Consider the following 15,121-nt stretch of genomic DNA (forward strand, 5'->3'; position numbering starts at 1 on the left):
GGCGAATGCCGGCTGAAGAAGGGAACAGGGGAATGAGCGATTACAAAGACTATTTGGCACGTCAGGTCATGCTCGGCAAAATGAACCGGCGTGAATTTCTCGGACGCGCCGCCGCCCTCGGCATTGCCGTGTCTACGGCGAATACGCTCTTCGCGTCCAGCGCCGCGGCGCAGGAGCCGAAGCGCGGCGGTCACCTGAAGCTCGGCCTCGAAGGGGCAGCCGCCACCGATTCGCGGGATCCCGCAAAGGCGCTGTCGCAATTCATGTTCGTGGTCGGCCGGAACTGGGGCGACATGCTCGTCGAGAGCCACCCGACGACCGGCGAACCGGTGCCGGCGCTTGCAGAATCCTGGGAACCCTCCGCCGACGCCGCCACCTGGACCTTCACGATCCGCAAGGGCGTCAAATTCCACGACGGCAAGGAACTGACGATCGACGACGTCATCAAGACCCTGCAGCGACACACGGACGAAAAGTCCGAGTCCGGCGCGCTCGGCGTGATGAAATCAATCAAGGAAATCAAGGCCGACGGCGACAAGCTCGTCTTGACGCTGACGGAGGGCAATGCGGACCTGCCGCTGCTGCTGACCGATTATCACCTCATCATCCAGCCGAACGGCGGCACGGACAATCCCGACGCCATGATCGGGACCGGCCCCTATAAGGTCGCAAGCTTCGAGCCGGGCGTGCGGGCCACATTCGAAAGGAACGCCGACGACTGGCGCACCGACCGCGGCTACGTCGATTCCGTCGAACTGATCGCGATGAACGACGCGACGGCGCGCATTGCGGCGCTGTCCTCGGGCCAGGTCCACTTCATCAACCGCGTCGACCCGAAGACGGTCAACCTGTTGAAGAAGGCGCCGACCGTCGAAATCCTCAACACGTCGGGCCGAGGACATTACGTCTTCATCATGCATTGCAACACGGCGCCGTTCGACAACAACGACCTTCGCATGGCGCTGAAATACGCGATGGACCGCGAGACGCTGGTACAGCGCATTCTTGGCGGCTACGGCAAGGTCGGCAACGACTTCCCGATCAACGACACCTATGCGCTCTTCCCCGAAGGTATCGAGCAACGCGCCTACGATCCGGACAAGGCGGCATTCCACTACAAGAAGTCCGGCCATAGCGGTCCGGTGCTGCTGCGCACCTCGGACGTCGCTTTCCCGGGCGCGGTCGATGCCGCCGTCCTCTACCAGGCGAGCGCCAAGAAGGCGGGCATCGAGATCGAGGTCAAGCGCGAGCCGGGCGACGGCTATTGGTCCAACGTCTGGAACGTCCAACCCTTCTCGACATCCTATTGGGGCGGGCGTCCGACCCAGGATCAGATGTACTCCACCGCCTATCTCTCGACAGCCGACTGGAACGATACCCGCTTCAAGCGTCCGGATTTCGACAAGATCCTGCTCGAAGCACGTTCCGAGCTGGACGAAGCGAAGCGCAAGGACATGTACCGCACCATGGCGATGATGGTGCGCGACGAAGGCGGCCTGATCCTGCCGATGTTCAACGACTTCGTGAACGCGGCCGGCAAAACGGTGAAGGGCTACGTCCACGACATCGGCAACGACATGTCGAACGGCTATGTCGCGACCAGGGTATGGCTGGACGCCTGATGATGGAAAGCGGACCGATCACGGGTCCGGTCGTGACGGATGCGACCGCAGGCGAGACAGCCCTGCGGTCCCCCGATCTTTCCGGTGTCCCAGCCAAATCCGACCCGGCCGCCGACGAGCTCGGCGGCACGTTCTGGCGGCGCTTCGCCTTTCGCCGTCCTCTCGCGGCGCTGATCCTTCAGCGCCTGGGACTGAGCGTCGGCCTGCTCTTCGCCGTGTCGCTGATGATCTTCGGCGGCATCGAGGCGTTGCCCGGCGATTTCGCCACCACCTATCTCGGCCAGTCGGCGACGCCGCAGGCCGTCGAGAACATCCGCAAGGATCTCGGGCTCGACCGCCCCTGGAGCGAGCGCTATCTCAGCTGGCTCGGCGGCGCCGTGCAGGGTGATTTCGGCACGTCCTGGGCGAGCAGGAATTCCGTCAGCGAGCAGATCGGCAACCGCCTCGGCAACTCGCTCTTCCTGGCTTTCTTCGCGGCGCTCGTCTCCGTACCGCTGGCCGTGGGTCTCGGGATGCTCGCGGTGCAATTCCGCAACCGCCTGCCTGACAAGATCATCAACGTGATATCGCTTGCGGCGATCTCACTGCCGGAGTTCTTCATCGGCTATCTGCTGATCATGTTCTTCGCCGTCAAATGGGGGGTCGCCACCTTCCCGGCCACCGTCTACGCCAGCATGGGCTTCATGGACCGCCTTTCGGCAATCGCACTTCCGGTCGCGACCCTCGTGCTCGTGGTCCTCGCCCATATGATGCGCATGACGCGCGCGGCCATCCTCAACGTCATGTCGTCGGCCTACGTGGAAACCGCCGAACTCAAGGGGCTCGGCACGTTCCGCATCATCGCACGGCACGCCGCCCCCAATGCCGTGGCCCCGGTGATCAACGTCATCGCGCTGAACCTTGCCTATCTGGTCGTCGGCGTCGTCGTGGTCGAGGTCGTCTTCGTTTATCCCGGCATGGGGCAATACATGGTGGATGCCGTGACGGTGCGCGACATGCCCGTCGTGCAGGCGTGCGGGCTGATCTTTGCGGCCTTCTACATCTTCCTCAACATGGCGGCCGACATTCTCGCCATTCTCGCCAATCCGAGACTGAGGCACCCGCGATGAACCTGAAATCCATTCCCTTCAGTGCCTGGATAGGCATCATCGGGATCGCGATCGCGCTTCTGTGCGCTCTCTTCGCGCCCGTTCTCGCGCCCTTCGGCGAGCGGGAAGTGGTCGGCGAGATCTGGCTTCCGGCCGGCGGCGATTTCCTGCTCGGCACGGACAATCTCGGCCGCGACCTGCTCTCGCGCCTGATCTACGGTGCCCGCACGACCATCTTCGTGGCGTTGGCGGCAACCGTGCTCTCCTTCGCTCTCGGCATGATCCTGAGCTTCACCGCAGCCGTCACGGGCGGCTTCGTCGATCAGTTCTTCTCCCGCTTCAACGATCTGATGATGGCGGTGCCGACGCTGATCTTCGCACTCGTCGTTCTCGCGGTGCTGCCGCAGCATCTGTGGATCCTGGTCCTCGTCGTGGCCGTGCTCGACTCGACGCGCGTCTTCCGCATCGGCCGCGCCGTCGCCCTCGATGTCGCGGTGATGGAATTCGTCGAGGCTGCGCGGTTACGCGGCGAAGGCAATATCTGGATCATCTTCCGGGAAATTCTGCCGAACACGCTGTCGCCACTGCTCGCCGAGTTCGGTCTGCGCTTCGCCTTCTCGATCCTGTTCCTCTCCACCCTCTCCTTCCTCGGCCTCGGCATCCAGCCGCCGGCCGCCGACTGGGGCGGCATGGTCAAGGACAACAAGGATGGCATCATCTTCGGCATATCGGCCGCGCTCATCCCGGGCGGAGCGATCGCCGCCCTCGCCATTTGCGTCAATCTCGTCGTCGACTGGCTGATGAAGCGCACCTCGAGCCTGAAAGGAGGCCGCGGCGATGCCTGAGCTGCTTTCCGTCAAGAACCTGAAGATCGAAGCGACGAGCTATCCGCCGGGCGAACCGCCGAAGGTGGTGACGCTGGTCGAGGGCGTTTCCTTCGATCTCGAAAAAGGCAAGGTGCTCGGTCTCATCGGCGAGTCCGGTGCCGGCAAGTCGACCATCGGCCTTTCGGCGCTCGCCTATGGCCGCGGCGGGGTGAGGATCACCGGCGGTGAGGTGCTGCTCAACGGCCGCGACATCCTGAAGCTCGGCCGCAGCGGCATCAACGCGGTTCGCGGGCGCAATGTCTGCTACGTCGCGCAGTCCGCCGCAGCCGCCTTCAACCCGGCGCACAAGCTCGGCGATCAGGTGATCGAGGCGTCGGTCCGTCACGGCGTCATGAGCCGTGAAGAGGCGAACAGGCGCGCGCTCTACCTTTTCGAGGTCCTCGGCCTTCCCAATCCGGAGACCTTCGGCGACCGCTATCCCCACCAGGTGTCGGGCGGGCAGTTGCAGCGCGCCATGACCGCCATGGCTCTCTGCCCCAATCCGGAACTGATCGTCTTCGACGAGCCGACCACCGCACTCGACGTGACGACCCAGATCGACGTGCTCGCGGCCATCAAGCACGCGATCGAAGAGACCGACACGGCGGCGCTCTACATCACCCACGATCTTGCGGTCGTCGCCCAGATCTCCGATGACATCATGGTGCTGCGTCACGGCAAGACCGTGGAATACGGTACCACGAAGCAGGTGATCGAGGCCCCGAGGGAAGAATACACCCGCGCCCTCGTCAGCGTCCGCCAGGAAAAACGCGTCGAGGCCCCGGACCAGACCGGCGCGCTTCTCAAGATCGAACATGTGCATGCCGGCTACGCCAACGGCTTCAAGGTGCTGCATGACGTTTCGATGCATCTGCCTAAGGGACAGACGCTTGCAGTCGTCGGGGAGTCCGGGTCGGGCAAGTCGACGCTCGCACGCGTCATCACCGGCCTGCTGCCGCCGAGCGAAGGGCGCATCACCTTCGAAGGAAAGGAACTGCCGAAAGCCTTGAAGGGGCGAACCAACGACGAGCTTCGGCGGATCCAAATGATCTATCAGATGGCCGATACGGCGATGAATCCGCGCCAAACGGTGCGCGACATCGTGGGCCGGCCGCTCTCCTTCTACTTCGGAATGCATGGCGCCAAGAAGACCGAGCGGGTGAAGGAACTGCTCGATCAGATCGAAATGGGCACCCGCTTCCTCGATCGTTATCCGGCCGAGCTTTCCGGCGGACAGAAGCAGCGCGTCGCGATCGCCCGGGCGCTTGCCGCCCAACCGGAACTCATCCTTTGCGACGAGCCGACCTCGGCGCTCGATCCGCTGGTGGCGGAGGGCATTCTGAACCTGCTTCTGAAGCTGCAGGAGGAAACCGCCGTTTCCTACGTCTTCATCACCCATGACATCGCGATCGTCCGGGCAATCGCCGACAGCGTCGCCGTAATGCATCGCGGCCGGCTGGTGCGCTTCGGTCCGAAGTCTAAGGTCCTTTCGCCGCCCTTCGACGACTATACCGATCTGCTTTTGAAGTCGGTTCCCGAAATGGAAATCGGCTGGCTGGAAAAGGTCCTGCAGACGCGACGGATGGAGAGCGCCGGCAATTGAATGCGCGTGGCGGCCGCCACGCGCACTCGTCAGTATTCTGCGGGAATGGTCAGCACTTCGGCCTCCGGCGTCTCCAGGAAGCGCCGGACCGCAGAAGGCAGATGCCGCGACCCGAAAGGAAGCAACCCGCAGCGCGAAAGCATCTGGCGCTTGTCCGGATCCAGCCCGATATGCCGCCAGATCATCCGCGAGGCGTAGGGCAGGTTTTCCTTGCGCCACGAGACCCCCATCGTGGTGCCGCGCAGATAGACCCGCTGGTGCACCTCGAAGGGCATCAGGATCGTCTGCGCCAGCATCGACGCCTGCCCCACGGTGCGCTCGGCTATGAAGATGCGGTTTCGCCAGAAGGTGACGAGGCCGACATATTTCGAGAACTGTTCGATCTCGTTCGCCTTGTCGCGAATGCGCTCGATCGATTTCACCCGAATCGAGCCGCCTTCCTCATAGATATGCGCGCAGGAACAGACCACGAAGCCGGGCCAGGAGAGCGAAAGGTGATAGGTCTGGTAGTAGCCGAAATGGTGGCGAAGGGCTGCGGCATCGCCCGGGAACCCTTCGAGGAGCTGACCCGCTTCCAGCCGGTGCCGCTCGGGGCGGGTCATGCGCGCCTCGAACAGCTTGGGTGAGAGCGAAAAATCCTCGGCCGCAAGTCCGAAGAACGCGGCAATCCGTTGCACGTTGTGCGCCGAGGGGTGCGCCTCACCGTTGATGTAGCGGTTGAACTGTTGCCGGTTGATGCCGATCTCGCGGCAGATCTGGGAGATCGAGCGCCGCGTTGCACAGGCAAAACGCAGGTTTGTTACGAATGTGTCGTCCGGCTGCAAGTGCTCCACCCCTCGAATTTCAGTCAGCGTAAACTAGCGAAAATTCGCGTCAAGTCGCGAAATTGTCTGGGGCCTGCCAGGCGTTAGGTTTCTCTCGAACAAGACACACAAGGGGAACTGGAAATGACCGAATTCACGAAGCGTCCCGATGGCCTCATCGTACCGGCCGGCATCAACCGGCGCAGCTTCCTCGCAGGCACGGCGGCGCTCGGCCTCGCCGCCGGCATCGGGAGCTCCATCGGCTTGGGCGAGGCACGGGCGCAGGAGCCCAAACGCGGCGGCCACCTGAAGCTCGGCCTCGACGGCGGAGCGACGACCGATTCGCTCGATCCGGCAACCTATAGCGGTTCGGTATCTTTCGTGATCGGCCATCTCTGGGGCGACACGCTGGTCGAGTCCCATCCCGAGACCGGCGCTCCGCTGCCTGCGATCGCCTCCTCCTGGGAGTCGTCGGCGGATGCTTCGGTCTGGACGTTCAAGATCCGGAACGACATTGCTTTCCACGACGGCAAGAAACTCACCGTCGCAGACGTGATCGCAACGTTGAAGCGGCATTCCGACGAAGGCTCCAAGTCGGGAGCGCTCGGGCTGATGCGGTCCGTCAAGACGATCGAGGAAAAAGCCGGCGACCTCGTCCTGACGCTGACGGAAGGCAATGCGGACCTGCCCCTCCTGCTGACCGACTATCATCTCATCATCCAGCCCGGCGGCGGCGTCGACAACCCCGCCTCGCCGATCGGCACCGGCCCCTACAAGCTGGCAAGCTACGAGGCCGGCATCCGGGCAACCTTCGAGAAGAACACCGCCGACTGGCGTTCGGACCGCGGCTATGTCGACAGCGTCGAGATCATCGTCATGAACGACAACACGGCCCGCATTGCGGCACTTTCCTCCGGGCAGGTGCATTTCATCAACGGCGTCGATCCGAAGACCGTGCCGCTGCTGAAGCGTGCGCCCCGCGTCGAGATCCTGCAGACCTCGGGCAAGGGCTTCTACAGCTTCCTCATGCATTGCGACACGGCCCCCTTCGACAACAACGACCTGAGGCTCGCGCTGAAATATGCCATAGATCGGCAGGCTATTCTCGATCGCGTGCTCGGCGGCTATGGCACGCTCGGCAACGATTATCCGGTCAACGAAAACTACGCGCTGGCACCTGAAGGCATCGAGCAGCGCGCCTACGACCCCGACAAGGCCGCCTTCCACTACAAGAAGTCCGGCCATGATCGGCCGATCCTGCTGCGCACCTCCGATGCCGCCTTCCCGGGTGCGGTCGATGCTTCCGTCCTCTTCCAGGAAAGCGCCCGCAAGGCCGGGATCGAAATCGAAGTACGCCGGGAGCCGGAAGACGGCTACTGGACCAATGTCTGGAATGTCCAGCCGTTCTGCGCTTCCTACTGGGGCGGCCGCCCGACGCAGGATTCCCGTTATTCCACGTCCTATCTGTCGAGTGCGGAATGGAACGACACGCGGTTCAAGCGGGAGGACTTCGACAAGCTTCTCCTGCAGGCGCGCTCCGAACTTGACGAAGCCAAGCGCAAGGAGCTCTACCACACCATGGCACTCATGGTGCGGGACGAAGGCGGTCTCATCCTGCCCGTCTTCAACGATTATGTGAACGCCGCCTCCGCTTCGCTGAAAGGCTTCGTGCACGACATCGGCAACGACCTTTCCAACGGCTACGTCGGAAGCCGCGTCTGGTTCGACAGCTAAAGTGCAATGAGCAGGCGCAGGTGGTTTTCCGCCTGCGCCTCGCATCTCAACAGTCACGCACCGATCGGAGGCAGCCAACATGGTCGAGCGCAATTTCACCGTCATCGAAAACGAATGGATAACCCTCAAGGACGGGACCCGGCTCGCCGCGCGCATCTGGATGCCCGAGGGCACCGAGCAGAAGCCGGTGCCGGCCGTCTTGGAATACCTGCCCTACCGCAAGCGCGACGGAACCTGTGCACGCGACGAATCCACCTACCCTGCCTTCGCTGCCGCCGGGATTGCCGGCGTTCGCGTCGACATCCGCGGCTCGGGCGAGTCCGAGGGCGTGATCGACGGCGAATATACGCCGCGTGAACTCTCCGACGGCTGCGAGATCATCGAATGGATTGCGGCACAGCCCTGGTCGAACGGCAAGGTCGGGATGATGGGCATCTCCTGGGGCGGCTTCAACTGTCTGCAGGTGGCGGCACTCAAGCCCCCGGCTCTCAAGGCGGTGATCTCGATCGCCTCGACCGTCGACCGCTACAATGACGACATCCACTACAAGAACGGCTGCCATCTCTCGGCTCAACTCTCCTGGGCGGCAACCATGCTCGCCTATCAGTCTCGATCGCCCGATCCGGAACTCGTCGGCGAGCGCTGGCGGGAGATGTGGCTGGAGCGCCTCGAGAACGAGCCCTTCTTCCTGGAGGAATGGCTGGAGCACCAGCGCCGCGACGATTTCTGGCGGCATGGCTCGATCTCGGAGGATTTCGACGGCTTTCCGATCCCGGCGCTGGTGATCGCCGGATGGGCGGACGGCTACCGCAACACGCCGATCAAGGCGGTCGAGGGGCTCGGCGGCAAGGCCAAGGCGCTCATCGGTCCCTGGGTCCACAAATATCCGCATTTCGCCTGGCCGAAGCCGCGGGCAGACTTTCTCGGAGAGGCGATCCGCTGGTGGAACCGCTGGCTTCGCGACGAAAAGAACGATGCCGAGCAATTGCCGCAGATGCGCGCCTATATGCTCGACGGCCCGAGGCCTGCGGTCAGGCGCAATGAAGACCCGGGCCGCTGGATCGCCAAGGATGTCTGGAGCACGCCGGAAATGCGGACCTTCGCGGTTTCGAGCGAGGGAGGCCTGGCGGCCGGTTCCCCGTCCCGGCGCGGGATCGGCGATGTTTACCTGCGTTCGCCGCTCGATACCGGCACCGCTGCCGGTGAGTATTTCACGCTCAAGCCCGACGCCGAGATGCCCGGCGACCAGCGCATCGACGATGCGGGCTCGCTCACTTTCGACACGCGCCCGCTGCTCGAGGCGGAGGACTATCTCGGCCAGCCGGTGCTCGACCTCGAGCTTTCCTGCAGTGCCGAAACCGCCAATCTCGTCGCGCGTATCGTCGATGTCCATCCGGACGGAACGGCAACCCGCGTCGCCTTCGGCGTCCTCAACCTGGCGCACCGCAACGGCAATGCCAGGCCGGTGCCATTGGAGAAGAACCGCAAGACGCGCGTCACGCTGGTGCTCGATGCCTGCGGCTATCGCTTCCGCGCCGGTCACCGCATACGCCTGTCGCTGTCGACCTCCTATTGGCCGATCATCCTGCCGTCGCCGACCGATCCGGGCGTCACGATCGATACGGCCAGCGTCTCGCTTTCCCTGCCGCTTCTCGGCGACCACCGCGAGATCGTCGTGCCGCAGCCGGCCAATCCCGACCCGTTGCCGCACTATATCGAGCATTCGCCGTCCGAAACGCGCCGCACCGTCGAACGCGACATGACCAAGGGCCTGACGCATTATCGGATCTACGAGAATACCGGCCTCGTCGAGCATCCCGGCACGGGCAATGCGACGCAGGACATCCGCGAAGAAACCTGGACGATCGCGCCGGACGATCCACACTCGATGACGGGCGCTTCGACCTGGACGTGTATTGCGCGGCGTGGGCAGCAATCGCTGAAGACCGTCTCGACCTCCCGCCTCGGCTGTACGCAAAGCGAGTGGATCACCTCCGCCAGGGTCGAGGCTTTCGAGGGAGAGACGAAGATCTTCGAGAAGAGCTTCGAGAAGCGGATCCGGCGGGATTTCATGTGAGGCTCGGCGCGACTGCCCCTCGTCCCGCTACCCGCGACCTGTCGGGGGGAGTGATTCCAGGGCAATTTCATCGGGCGCTCGCGTTTCCGTGGCTGAGCGCCCGCAACACTTGGACGGCTCTTTCTGCATCTGCTGCGGGCACGAAAATGTGGTCGTGGTAATAGGCCGCCACCACATTGGCGCTGATGCCTGCCTGCGTCAGGGCGCCGGAAACCGCCGCCGTCAGCCCAACGGCTTCGAGTGCGGAATGGACACCGAGCGTAATCAGCCGCAGCACCGGCCCATAGGAAAGTCCCGCCGCCTCGGCACGGGCCTGCTCGAGGATGAGCGTCATCCCCTCACTCTCGCGAAAGGTTCCGATCGGCTCAAGCGCGAACCAGGCCGCAGCACGACTTTCAACCGTGCAATAGACATATTCGCCGTCATGTAGCACCGGCTCAATTTCTGCAAGCAGCCGCTGGAGATCGGTCTCGCCGCTCATCGCCGACTCAAGCCGTGCCGGTCAATCGTGCCACAGCTTGCACGAGACGGACGAAGCCGTCCCGCGCACCGGGGCTCATGTGGCGCGCTCGAAGCCAGGAATGCACCATCTGCGGCTCTTCCTGGTAGGTGACGTCCACGCCGGCCTGGGCGAGCCGGGCTGCATAGGCGCGCGCATCATCCCGCAGCGGATCGAAATGGGCTCCAGTGATATAAGCCGGGGGAAGCCCGGACAGGTCCGCGGCCTTCAGCGGGTGCGCAAACGGCTCATCCGCCGGCGCTTTCAGCACCTCGCGGTAATAGTCGACGTCGGCGGTGGAAAGCAGCGGCGCCTCGGCCATCTCGATATAGGAGCCGCGCGTCAGATCGCCGCCGAGGCCGGGATAGATCAGAACCTGGCCGACGATGCCGGCGAGCCCCTCAGCCTTCGCTTTCAGTACGATTCCGGCTGACAGGTTGCCGCCGGCGCTGTCGCCGGCGACGACGAGCGGACGCCCATCGGCAAGAAGCGCTTCGAGCACGTCATAGCAGTCTTCGAAGGCTGCGGGCCATAGATGTTCGGGGGCAAGGCGATAGTCTACCGACACCAGCTCGACCCGTGCACCATGGGCAAGCTCGGCGCAGATCGCATCATGGCTCTCAAGCGAGCCGACGACGAAGCCGCCGCCATGGATATAGAGAACGCGCGTCTCGCTCGCGACCTCTGCCGGACGGTAGTACCGCACCGGAATTCGTCCCGCCAGTCGCCCGTCCCGCCGGGTCAGCCCTTCGGGAGACGGCGCGTCGAATTCGGCGCAGAGTGCATCGTACCATTGCCGTTGCTGCTCGACGGAGGCATTGACCGCATCGGCGGGATAGAACGCCTCGCAACGTTGGTGAAAGGCGCGAATCCCCGCTTCTGTCGGCATTGGCTTTGTCGTTTTCGAATCCATCCCATTCCCCCCTCGCCGCACCTTAGAGTCAGTTTGGCAACTTTGACAACGAGGATGTTGTAGGCGGCGGCCGGCATCCCTTCCGGCGCGATGCGAGAGCGCCGGAAGCCTTGAGCAGGCTGAAATCCCTGCGGCTGCTTGGCGTCAAGGCGGTGCCGATCCGTTCGTTCGGCTCGCTGTCAACCAGCGATGCCGGGATAGCGTGCCAGATGCTGAAAAAGCCGCGCCACCGCCTCAGCGCCGGGGTCGATGTGTCCTTCGAGCTGTCTGGCATTGATATAGGCCGCGCGACCGGCTTTCGCGCGGGTAAGCGTGGCGGTGAAGTTCGCGCCTTCGCGCGCGGCGGCGGCGGCGGCGGCAATACCCTGGCCGAGCGCGTCCAATGCGGGCGCGAGTGCGTCGACCATCGTACGATCGCCGATCCTGGCACCGCCGATCTCCTGCATTCGGGCAAGCCCCGCCCGCAGCGCCTCGCGAATCGGCAGACCGCTCGACGCGCCATCCCCGGCAGCGGCGAAGAAGATCGCGAGCAGCACACCGGAGGAGCCGCCCATCGTCTGGCTGAGTTCCTGGCCGATGGCGCGCAGGAGCTGAGTATGATCCGACAGCGGCAGGCGGTCGACGGCGTTGATCAGCGCGCGGGCCGCGCCTGCCAATGTCGAGCCGGTATCGCCGTCACCGGATTTGGCATCGAGCGCATTGAGATCCTGCTCGGCGGCGACCAGCACGTCGCAGCAGCCGATCAGGAAAGCGCGCGTCGCCGCATGGTTTGACGGGATCGGCATGATCGGCGTCAGGCCGTCCGGCAGAGCCGCGACGGCAACCGGCCGGACATCGCAAACGCCCGGCCAGGCGGGGATCGGCACGGGAGCCTTCAGGAGCTCCAGTTCGGCGGCATCAGCCGGGAAGACGGAGATGGAAAAACCCTGCATGTCGAGCGAGGTCATCAGCGGAGCCGGGCCGATGGCATGGGTAATCTTCGCGCCGACGGCCGAGCCGAGGAGATCATGCGCCAGAACCGACATTTCGAGCACCGACGTGCCGCCGAGATTGTTGATCAGCGCGACATGCGGCCCCTCAGCCATCACCGCAGCCAGCCGCTCCACCATGGTGGCGACCGAAGCGCGCGCGCCGGCGAAATCGATCTGCTCGACGCCTGCCTCGCCATGGATGCCGAGGCCGAGTTCGGCCTTGCCTTCGGGAATACGATCCTCCTTCGGGGAGCCCGGCACGCGGCAGGTATCGAGCGACATACCGATGGAGCGCGTTCCCGCGATGACACGCCTTGCTGCGGCCGTCACGGTGTCGAGGTCCGCGCCCTGCTCGGCGAGCGCCCCCGCGATCTTGTGTACGAAGAGCGTGCCGGCGACGCCGCGGGCCTGCGGCAGATCGGGAAGCGCTATATCGTCGCCGACGATCACCATCGAGACATTGAGGCCGTAGGCGCGCGCCCGCTCGGCTGCGAGGCCGAAGTTCAACCGGTCGCCGGTATAATTCTTGACGACGAGCAGACATCCGGCCGGCCCCGTCACGGCGAGGATACCGGCAAGCACGGCGTCCACGCCGGGCGAGGCGAAGACATCGCCGCAGACGGCCGCCGTCAGCATACCCTTGCCGACGAAACCGACATGGGCTGGCTCGTGGCCCGAGCCGCCGCCCGAGACGATCGCGACCCTGGACTTGTCCCAATCGCTGCGCTTGACGACCCGGATATGCGGATAGCCGTCGAGGCGGGTAAGGGCACCGCCCGAAAGAGCCAGCACGCCATCGATCGCCTCTGTGACGACGTCTTCGCGCTTGTTGATGAATTGCGCCATAAAAATCTCCTTAAGCTAAACGCATGCCCGCCGCGTCGAAATAGAGCGGCTGCGACGGTCGGATCCGAATGGTCTCGCCGCCCTTCAGCGGCGTGTGGGCGTCGGTGACGGTGATGAGGTCATGCCGCTTGAAAGTGAGGTGCAGGCGTGTCTGGTCGCCGAGATGCTCGACCCGCTTGACCAGCGCCTCCTCCCCGTCACCTTGCACAATGTGTTCCGGGCGAAGGCCGATGCTCTTTGCGCCCGCCGGAGCGCCGGCGAAGAGATCGGCCGGCAGCACGTTGATGCGCGGCTGGCCGAGACGGGTGGCGGCATAGACGCTGACGGGCTCTTCATAGACGGCCCGCGGCGAACCGAACTGCACCAGTCGCCCCTCGTTGAGCACGCCGACATGGGTCGCCATGGTCATCGCCTCGATCTGGTCATGGGTGACGTAGATGAGTGTCGCGCCTGACTTCGCCTGGATGCGCTTCAATTCGATGCGCAGGTCCGCTCTGAGCTTCGCATCGAGCGAACTCAGCGGCTCGTCCATCAGGAAGATATCCGGATTGCGGACTAGGGCGCGGCCGATGGAGACGCGCTGCATCTCGCCGCCGGAAAGCGCGGTCGCCTTGTTCTCCAGCTTGTGGGCGATCTGCAAGACCTCGGCAACCTCCTTCACCTTCCTGTCGATCTCCGCCTGTGGCGTCTTCAGGAGCGGCGACTTCAGGGGAAACTCTAGGTTCTGGCGGACCGTGAGATGTGGATAGAGCGAATATTGCTGGAAGACCATCGCGACATTGCGCTCGGCTGGCGACAGCCCCTTCATGGCGCGGCCGCCGATGAAGACCTCGCCGCTGTCGGGGGCATCGAGACCGGAGACCATGCGCAGCGTCGTTGTCTTGCCCGCGCCGCTCGGGCCAAGCAGCACGACGAAGGAGCCGTCCGGCACCCGGAGCGAGACATCGCCGAGCGCGAGCGTGCCGCCGAACCGCTTCGTCACATTTTCAAGGACGACCTCAGCCATGACCCAGCACTCCCTCATTGGCCTCGGAGACGAGCGCATTGCCTTTATCAGCATCGAAAAGCGAAAGGGTGCGCGTATCGAAATCGAGCCCGACCATCTCCTCCTCCCGCACCTTGCAGCTTGAGGAAATGCGCGCCTTCAGATCGCCATGACCGGTCGAAACTGTCACGATCTGCGTCGTGCCGAGATATTCGACGGCGCTGACGCGCCCGCGGTAGGCGGCATCGTCGCGGAATTTCACATGCTCCGGCCGCACGCCGAGCGTGAGGCGGCCGGCGCGGCCCTCCCGCGCGGCCGGCACTTTCATCTTCACGCCGCCGAGATCGACGCTGTCGCCGCCGATGCCGATCATGCCGTCGAAATCGAGGAAATTCATGGAAGGCGAGCCGATGAACTGGGCGACGAATTTCGTCGCCGGCCAGTCGTAGATCTGCTGCGGCCGACCGAACTGCTCGATGACGCCATGGTTCATGACGACGATCTTGTCGCCCATCTGCATAGCCTCGAGCTGGTCGTGCGTGACATAGACGGTGGTGGCGCCCATGCGGTCGTGCAGCGCGCGCAGTTCCTCCGCCATGTGCTCGCGGAACTCCGCGTCGAGCGCGCCGAGCGGCTCGTCCATGAAGAAGGCCTTGGGGCGGCGCACGATGGCGCGGCCGAGCGCAACGCGCTGACGATCGCCGCCTGAGAGCCCGCCGACGGGCTTGTCGAGGATATGCTCGATCTTGAGGATGCGGGCGACCTCGGCAACGCGCGTCGCTACCTCCTCGCGCTTCATGCCCTGGCTGACCAGGGGATAGGAGATGTTCTTGCGCACGTTCATATGCGGGTAGAGCGCGAACATCTGGAAGACGAAGGCGATGTCGCGCTGGCTGGCCGGCTTCATGCCGACCTCCTCTCCGTCGATGAATATCTCGCCCGAGGTCGGCAATTCGAGGCCGGCCATCATGCGCAATGTCGTCGTCTTGCCGCAGCCGGAGGGGCCGAGCAGCATGAAGAACTCGCCATCCTCGATGGTGAAGGTGGAGGAACGCACGGCGGTAAAGGCGCCGAACTCCTTGCGCACATTCTGGATCCTGATTTGCGCCATCGG

At 64.2% G+C, this 15,121-nt stretch carries 12 protein-coding genes; 6 read left to right on the top strand and 6 right to left on the bottom strand.

The genetic code is table 11. The features are described 5' to 3' along the window. Positions 1 to 32: 32 nt before the first annotated feature. From BHD07_RS18875 to BHD07_RS18890, 4 genes are read left to right on the top strand one after another with little or no spacing between them, the layout of a single operon-like run. Positions 33 to 1,622, top strand: coding sequence for an ABC transporter substrate-binding protein (locus BHD07_RS18875; RefSeq protein WP_018095532.1), 1,590 nt, complete (start codon positions 33 to 35; stop codon positions 1,620 to 1,622). Continuing rightward, on the top strand, positions 1,607 to 2,731 hold the full coding sequence (locus tag BHD07_RS18880) for an ABC transporter permease (protein ID WP_338282489.1): 1,125 nt from the start codon (positions 1,607 to 1,609) through the stop codon (positions 2,729 to 2,731). Before BHD07_RS18875 ends, BHD07_RS18880 begins: the two co-directional genes overlap by 16 nt. After that, on the top strand, positions 2,728 to 3,555 hold the full coding sequence (locus BHD07_RS18885) for an ABC transporter permease (RefSeq protein ID WP_338282491.1): 828 nt from the start codon (positions 2,728 to 2,730) through the stop codon (positions 3,553 to 3,555). Before BHD07_RS18880 ends, BHD07_RS18885 begins: the two co-directional genes overlap by 4 nt. Continuing rightward, the gene (locus tag BHD07_RS18890) at positions 3,548 to 5,179 is read left to right on the top strand and encodes an ABC transporter ATP-binding protein (protein WP_018095535.1); all 1,632 of its coding nucleotides are present in this window, start codon (positions 3,548 to 3,550) and stop codon (positions 5,177 to 5,179) included. The genes BHD07_RS18885 and BHD07_RS18890 overlap by 8 nt, the downstream gene beginning before the upstream one ends. Before the next feature lie 29 nt (positions 5,180 to 5,208). On the opposite strand, the gene BHD07_RS18895 is transcribed toward BHD07_RS18890, so the two are convergent. Further along, on the bottom strand, positions 5,209 to 6,003 hold the full coding sequence (locus BHD07_RS18895; protein WP_100671976.1) for a helix-turn-helix domain-containing protein: 795 nt from the start codon (positions 6,001 to 6,003) through the stop codon (positions 5,209 to 5,211). A 123-nt stretch (positions 6,004 to 6,126) separates the two neighbouring features. On the opposite strand from BHD07_RS18895, the gene BHD07_RS18900 reads away from it, so the two are divergent. Further along, positions 6,127 to 7,716 (top strand): ABC transporter substrate-binding protein, encoded by a 1,590-nt coding sequence (locus tag BHD07_RS18900; protein ID WP_338282494.1) that lies wholly within the window; start codon positions 6,127 to 6,129, stop codon positions 7,714 to 7,716. A 79-nt stretch (positions 7,717 to 7,795) separates the two neighbouring features. Beyond that, the gene (locus tag BHD07_RS18905; protein WP_338282496.1) at positions 7,796 to 9,793 is read left to right on the top strand and encodes a CocE/NonD family hydrolase; all 1,998 of its coding nucleotides are present in this window, start codon (positions 7,796 to 7,798) and stop codon (positions 9,791 to 9,793) included. Between the two features lie 67 nt (positions 9,794 to 9,860). On the opposite strand, the gene BHD07_RS18910 is transcribed toward BHD07_RS18905, so the two are convergent. From BHD07_RS18910 to BHD07_RS18930, 5 genes are all read right to left on the bottom strand, one after another. Continuing rightward, positions 9,861 to 10,274 (bottom strand): ACT domain-containing protein, encoded by a 414-nt coding sequence (locus BHD07_RS18910; RefSeq protein ID WP_338282498.1) that lies wholly within the window; start codon positions 10,272 to 10,274, stop codon positions 9,861 to 9,863. Positions 10,275 to 10,281: 7 nt separating this feature from the next. Then, positions 10,282 to 11,205, bottom strand: a complete 924-nt coding sequence (locus BHD07_RS18915; RefSeq protein ID WP_338282501.1) for an alpha/beta hydrolase — start codon at positions 11,203 to 11,205, stop codon at positions 10,282 to 10,284. Between the two features lie 179 nt (positions 11,206 to 11,384). Next, complete coding sequence (locus BHD07_RS18920; protein ID WP_338282502.1) at positions 11,385 to 13,022, bottom strand: dihydroxyacetone kinase subunit DhaK; 1,638 nt, start codon at positions 13,020 to 13,022, stop codon at positions 11,385 to 11,387. A gap of 10 nt (positions 13,023 to 13,032) precedes the next feature. Next, positions 13,033 to 14,028: an ABC transporter ATP-binding protein gene (locus tag BHD07_RS18925; RefSeq protein WP_018095542.1), complete on the bottom strand. Its 996-nt coding sequence runs from the start codon at positions 14,026 to 14,028 to the stop codon at positions 13,033 to 13,035. Next, entirely contained in the window at positions 14,021 to 15,118 is a 1,098-nt protein-coding gene (locus tag BHD07_RS18930) for an ABC transporter ATP-binding protein (RefSeq protein ID WP_018095543.1), read from the bottom strand. Before BHD07_RS18930 ends, BHD07_RS18925 begins: the two co-directional genes overlap by 8 nt. Between the last annotated feature and the right edge of the window lie 3 nt (positions 15,119 to 15,121).

The organism is Sinorhizobium sp. KGO-5 (assembly GCF_036245905.1).
Classification (GTDB): Bacteria; Pseudomonadota; Alphaproteobacteria; order Rhizobiales; family Rhizobiaceae; genus Sinorhizobium; species Sinorhizobium meliloti_A.